Below are 4740 nucleotides of genomic sequence, written 5' to 3'. Positions count from 1 at the left end.
GGTGTTCTCCTCGCGCTGCTTCTCGGTGCTCCAGCAGCGGGTGCAGAGGAGGGGCTGCTTGTCGCGGGTGCACCATTCGCAGGTGATGCCGGTGAGGTGGAAGTCGTGGTCGGGTTCGTAGAGGAAGAGGGGCCGGGTCTGCTTGCAGTGGTCGCAACGTGCTTCGAGGGGCTCGGGCATGTGGGTCTCCTGGTTCAGGCGGCGGGGGTGTGCTGGCCGCGGCGGTTGCAGGGGTGGCAGATGAGGTGGAGGTTCGCGAGGGTGCTGTCGCCGCCGCTGTTGCGGTGGATCTTGCGCTTGAGGATCAAGTCGTTGGCGGCGAGGCGGGTGGGGCAGTTGGCGCATTGGCCGTTCTGGGCGGCGTCGTGGGGGGTCTGTTGGTGGTGGGCGTCCGTGTCCGTCCTGCATGCCGCTCACCTCGGCCCCATGGAGCGAAGGCGGGCATAGTGGCCCTGGAAGACCAGCGGGACGATGCGGCCGCTGGCGCCGTTGCGGTTCTTGGCGACGATCACGTCGATCTCGCCGGCGCGCTCGTCGTCGGGGGTTCCGTCGTCGTTGGTCGGCTTGTGCATCAGGAGGATCACGTTCGAGTCCTGCTCGATCGCCGAGGAGTCTTTGAAGTCGGTGACGACGGGCTGTCGTCCGGCGGCGCCGCGATTGAACTGGGCGAGGGCGACAACGGGGATCTCGAACTCCATAGCGAGGAGCTTCAGCCCGCGTGAGAGATCGGCGACTTCGTTGGCCCGGTTGGCGTTGGGCTTCGACTTCTCCGGGGTCATCAACTGGAGGTAGTCGGCGACGACGATGGCCGGCGGGGTTCCGCGGGATGCCATCCACCTCATGCGGGCGCGGATCTTGCCGAGAGTGAGGTTCGGGGAGTCATCGAGGATGAAGTTCTCGGCGTTTTGCAGGCGCGGCCCCGCCTTGAAGATCTTCGCCCAGTCGGTGTCGCTGATCTTGCGGCGGATGAGGTTGTCGAGGACGACGCCCGCTTCGGCCGCAGTGAGGCGGGCCATCAGCTCGCTGCCGCCCATTTCCATCGAGGCGACGAGGGCCGGCTTGCTGCGGGTGAGGGCGACGTGAGCGGCAAGGTTCATGCCGAACAGGGACTTGCCGCCGCCAGTCGCGGCGCCGACGGTGATGAGCTGGCCGGGTTTGAGCTCGATGACCTCGTTGAGGTCCATCCACGGGGTGTCGAGGGCGCGAGGGTCTGCGCCCGCTTCGAGTTCGAAGACGAAGCCGAGCCAGCGTTCGGCGACGGACAGCTTGACGTCGGCGGGGGCGACGCCTGCGGCAGCGGCCTGGAGGTCGGACATGGCGGCGTCGAGGATCTCGGCCGCGGAGGAAGCAGCGGTGAGGGCTCGCTGCGTGGCTCGCCGTGTGGCTTCGAGGACGGCGCGGAGCTGGGCGTGTTCGCGGACGATGTCGGCGTAGTAGGTGGCGCTGGCCGCAGAGGGAACGGTGTGGGCGAGCTGGTGGATGAATCCCGCTCCGCCGACCTTGGCGAGTTCACCGTTGGCGAGGAGAGCGGCAGCAACGGTGATGGGGTCGATCTTGGGGTCGCGACTGGCGGCGTAGAGGTCGGTGATGGCGCGGTAGATGGTCTGGTGGCGGAAGACCCAGAAGTCGTTGGCGTCGGCGAGGATCGCGGCAACGGGTTCGATCATGCTCTTGTCGAGGAGCATGGCGCCGAGGATGGCCATCTCGGCGTCGGCGTTGTGCGGGGGAGCATCGGCGATGGGGGCGTCGTCGATGGGGTCAGGCTCCCAGGCGGGCTCGGTCACGCGGCTTGTCCTTTGCTGGAGGGGTGGCAGTCGGGGCAGTGCTCGAGGGTTTTGTGGCCGCTGTCGTGCTCGATCTCGCGGGTTCGGGAGACGGGGTCGCAGTCGGGGTCTCCGCAGTGGGGCGGCCTGTTAGTGCTGGAGGTCTGCTTGCTGGCGGCGCTAGTGGCGGGGTGCCACGGGGAGCCGGCGGGCGGGGCGGGGAACTCGTGCCAGATGTCGAGGAGCAAGGTTCCGAACCGGATGGGGTTGCGGGGGTTCCAGCGGGAGTTGGCGATGTGCACCAGGTACGGGATGCCGTGGCTCTTCAGCAGCTGTTGGACCGCGACCCACTGAAAGTTGCTGAGTCGGCCCCATCCGATGTCGATGCCCTTCATGTGCAGGGCATCGAGGAGAGGCTTCGCCCAGCCCGGGATCTGATTCCCCTGCTGCTTGCTTACGTAGTTAGAAAGATTCGGTGGAAGTGGGCTTCCACCCGTTCCTTCCTGACCTGCAGTTTTGTCGTTCTCAAGAGCGGTCGACCGGGTGGAAGTGGGCTTCCGGTCGTTACGGGTGGAAGTGGGCTTCCAGTCGTTCTTCTCTGACCTGCGGTTCTGCCCCTCCTCGGGGGTGTTACCGACGGTTGACCGGGTGGAAGTGGGCTTCCGCCCGGACCGGCCGGAAGTGGGCTTCCGGTCGGTCGCGGTGAGGATGCGTCGCCGTTCCATCGCCAGGTCCCACACGAGGGGCCGTCGGTCGGGCGGAATGTGCTCAACGATGCGGGGGTCTCCGGGGCGGATCAGGCCGGCCTTGCTCATACCCGTGAGGTCGTTCCGGACGGCCCGATCGCTCTTGCGGGCGTACTCCGCGAGCAGTTCCTGGGAGGGGCAGGCCCCACGCCCGAACTCGTCTGCATGCCGAGCCAGCCCCAGAAGGACGGGGATCCAGTGGGACGACACGTCAGGCGCCGCACCCACCACCCAATCCATGGCTTCTTCACTCACTGGTCTCTCCGGCTGCAGTCAGGTGTGGGTGGTCTAGGCGGCGGTCTGGCGGACGCGTCCGCGGATCCGGTGGACAGTGCGTTGGGTGCAGCCGATGTGTTCGGCGACCTGCCGGGCGCTGAGCCCTCGCCGGTCGAGGCGGCTGACTGCCGCGAGGCGTTCACGGGGGGTGAGTCGAGGGGGCTTGTCGCCACGGACGGCTCGCTCGACGGCGCTCTCGTCGGGCGCGGCCAGCACCCCGTGGTTGCGCCAGTGACGCCGGAGGGCGGCCCTTCGGCACTCTCGGCAGCTGGCCCACCCGCGGCCGTCGATGACGAGGTTCTCGGGGAACGGGTGGCCGTGCCGGCATGCGTCGCTGGTTGCGCGGGAGATCCTGGCCATCAGGCTGCCTTTCCCATGTCGCGGATGAGGTCGTGGACGTAGTGGGGGCTCATGCCGAGGCGCTCGGCGATCTCGTACTCGCCGACGCCGTAGCGGCTGAGTCGGCCGATCTCGTCGCGCCTGTACGCGGCGATCTCGTCGCGGTTGACCGGGTCGGCCGGGCCCGTGTCGGGCACGCAGCTGGGGTCGTCGATGTCGTCCCATGCCCCGGGCAGCGCCCAGCCCTCCCGGGCCGCGACCCGCCGGGCCAGGGCGCACGCCTGGGAGTGGACGCCTCCCTGCTCAGGGGTGAGAAGGATGAGCCGCTTGTAGGCGGTTCGCACCTTGCGGGCGGAGCCAGCTGTGACCCGGTCTGCGCGGGCCATGTCGCCGAGGGGGCGGTTGTGGATGCCGATGTGCGGACCCAGAGCAGTGAAGCTCCACCCCATGGCGACGAGGGCTTGGAGCCTTCGCCGGGTCCCGGTGGCGTCGACCTTGGCGCCGTCGGGGATCGCGCACATCTCCGCCCGGACGGCAAGGATCGCGCTTGCGGACTCGGCCCGCATTCGCGGGTTGGGGCGCTGGCCTCGTTCGCCGTAGAGGATCCGCGCGAGAGTCGCCGTGGAGACGTGCGCGGCCTTGGCGATGGACGGGATGCTGGCGCCCGCGCTACGCAAGTCGGCGATGTGTTGCTGCACGGGAGCGGCGTCGACGAGGCCCTGCCAGGTGCCGTAACCGACCTGCCGGTAGCGGTTGCGGGTGTAGTCGTTGGTGCGCTTGCGGCATTCGGGGCGCTGGCATCCGAACTGCTTGACGCAGTAGAGGCTGCGGTGGTGCGGGGCTTCTCGGCGGGTGGTCACTGTCCTGTCTCCTTCCGCTGCTGCGGGACGGTGGGGAGGGCGTATAGGGCTTCGCAGATGGCGCGGTCTTGGCGGGCGTCGCGCATGCGTTTGTCGGCCCGCCAGGTGGCGAGGTCGTCCATGACCTGGTCGACGGTGCGGACGCGGTGGTGGTAGGCGGCCAGCAGGGCCGCGTTGGTGCGGCGGGCCCGGTAGACGGTGATGGCGCCGGCGAGGAGGCTGGCGGCGATGGCGGCGACGATCCAGGCGGTCATGCCGCGGCCCTCGGCCTTGCGTGCCGGGCCCGCCGCTCCTTGGCTATGACGAGGCCCTTGACACTCAGCCGCCACAGGGCGATGCGGTGACCGTGCGTCGAGCCGAGGGTGGACGGCACGACCCTGCCGGTGTGCTCGATGATTCCGGCGGTCCGCAGAGAGTTGATCGCGGCTCCGAGGAACCCGTGCCCCATCTCGGGCAGCACGTCACGGATGTCGTTCGCGGAGAACTCGTCGTGGCGGAGGCCGAAGGCGTGCACGGCCTGCTCGACGAGGAAGCGGTCCCAGGAGGACTGCTCGGCGATGGTCTCGAGGAGGAAGTCCTTCTCGGCGGAGGCGAGACGCTCGGCCGGAGTGAGGCGGCGGGGCATAGCAGTGTCCTTCCGTTCGTGCTGTCCTTGGGGGTGGCGGGACGCGTTCCCGGCGCAGGTCACCCACAAAGGACCCCCGTCCCCCCCCCCCCCCCCCCTGCGCCGCCGCCTTTCTCGATACTCCGGCAGGG

General features: G+C 69.0%; 8 protein-coding genes. All 8 read right to left on the bottom strand.

The window, feature by feature from the left end; translation table 11 throughout:
* The coding region (locus tag ACFUJR_RS07310) for a hypothetical protein (protein WP_383166675.1) at positions 1 to 180 on the bottom strand (180 nt) is incomplete at its 3' end.
* Positions 181 to 194: 14 nt separating this feature from the next.
* A complete protein-coding gene (locus ACFUJR_RS07305) occupies positions 195 to 308 on the bottom strand; it encodes an HNH endonuclease (protein ID WP_383166672.1) in 114 nt (37 codons plus the stop codon).
* Positions 309 to 413: 105 nt separating this feature from the next.
* A complete protein-coding gene (locus ACFUJR_RS07300) occupies positions 414 to 1784 on the bottom strand; it encodes a replicative DNA helicase (protein ID WP_383166669.1) in 1371 nt (456 codons plus the stop codon).
* Positions 1781 to 2764 carry a hypothetical protein gene (locus ACFUJR_RS07295; RefSeq protein WP_383450264.1) on the bottom strand — a complete coding sequence of 328 codons (984 nt, stop codon included), beginning with the start codon at positions 2762 to 2764 and terminating at the stop codon, positions 1781 to 1783. Before ACFUJR_RS07295 ends, ACFUJR_RS07300 begins: the two co-directional genes overlap by 4 nt.
* Positions 2765 to 2797: 33 nt before the next feature.
* The gene (locus ACFUJR_RS07290) at positions 2798 to 3145 is read right to left on the bottom strand and encodes a helix-turn-helix domain-containing protein (protein ID WP_383166664.1); all 348 of its coding nucleotides are present in this window, start codon (positions 3143 to 3145) and stop codon (positions 2798 to 2800) included.
* On the bottom strand, positions 3145 to 3984 hold the full coding sequence (locus ACFUJR_RS07285) for a hypothetical protein (protein WP_383166661.1): 840 nt from the start codon (positions 3982 to 3984) through the stop codon (positions 3145 to 3147). Before ACFUJR_RS07285 ends, ACFUJR_RS07290 begins: the two co-directional genes overlap by 1 nt.
* Positions 3981 to 4238: a hypothetical protein gene (locus ACFUJR_RS07280; RefSeq protein ID WP_383166658.1), complete on the bottom strand. Its 258-nt coding sequence runs from the start codon at positions 4236 to 4238 to the stop codon at positions 3981 to 3983. Before ACFUJR_RS07280 ends, ACFUJR_RS07285 begins: the two co-directional genes overlap by 4 nt.
* Positions 4235 to 4609 carry a hypothetical protein gene (locus ACFUJR_RS07275; RefSeq protein ID WP_383166655.1) on the bottom strand — a complete coding sequence of 125 codons (375 nt, stop codon included), beginning with the start codon at positions 4607 to 4609 and terminating at the stop codon, positions 4235 to 4237. Before ACFUJR_RS07275 ends, ACFUJR_RS07280 begins: the two co-directional genes overlap by 4 nt.
* Positions 4610 to 4740 lie beyond the last annotated feature (131 nt).

Origin of the sequence: Streptomyces sp. NPDC057271 (assembly GCF_042668715.1) — a bacterium.
In the GTDB taxonomy this organism is placed as follows: domain Bacteria; phylum Actinomycetota; class Actinomycetes; order Streptomycetales; family Streptomycetaceae; genus Streptomyces.
The sequence above is the reverse complement of the archived record's forward strand: the minus strand, read 5'-3'. Positions and strand labels throughout refer to the sequence as shown.

Bases quoted from the DNA above. Each gene is read 5' to 3' on its own strand.
- ACFUJR_RS07290 (WP_383166664.1), bottom strand. From the start codon at position 3,145: ATGGCCAGGATCTCCCGCGCAACCAGCGACGCATGCCGGCACGGCCAC.
- ACFUJR_RS07280 (WP_383166658.1), bottom strand. From the start codon at position 4,238: ATGACCGCCTGGATCGTCGCCGCCATCGCCGCCAGCCTCCTCGCCGGC.
- ACFUJR_RS07275 (WP_383166655.1), bottom strand. From the start codon at position 4,609: ATGCCCCGCCGCCTCACTCCGGCCGAGCGTCTCGCCTCCGCCGAGAAG.